The following is a 424-nucleotide window of genomic DNA, read 5'->3' on the forward strand; positions in this document are numbered from 1 at the left end:
TCATGCGCAATGAGGATCGCCACTCCGAGCCGATCATGGAAGCACTGATCGCGGGGCTTGCCCCCTTGCCCGCCGAAGCACGCCAGTCAATCACCTTTGATCGTGGCACCGAGTTCTCGGCATGGCGACGGCTGAAGGACGGGATCGGCGCTGCGAGCTGGTTCTGCGATCCACAGGCGCCGTGGCAAAAAGGAACGGTCGAGAACACGAATGGCAGACTGAGAAAGCACCTGCCCCGCTCGACCGAACCGAAGGCTCTGACAAATCGATACTTGAGGTCGATTTGCCAGAGCCTCAATTCCACACCGCGCAAGTGTCTGGGCTACCGAACACCCGCAGAGGTCTTTGAAAGCAACCTGATGGCTCTCAGAAACAGACTGGAGTAGAAGAAAAACAACGATTTGCGCTTCGGCGTGAGTTCACA

The 424-nt window shown here is 57.5% G+C and carries 1 protein-coding gene; it reads left to right on the top strand.

Features of this window, described 5'->3' with window-relative positions; translation table 11 throughout:
* On the top strand, window positions 1-386 hold a 386-nt coding region (locus CK944_RS22630; RefSeq protein WP_146038798.1), incomplete at its 5' end, for an IS30 family transposase.
* Window positions 387-424 lie beyond the last annotated feature (38 nt).

The organism is Paracoccus sp. SY (assembly GCF_002901215.1).
GTDB classification, from domain to species: Bacteria; Pseudomonadota; Alphaproteobacteria; order Rhodobacterales; family Rhodobacteraceae; genus Paracoccus; species Paracoccus acridae.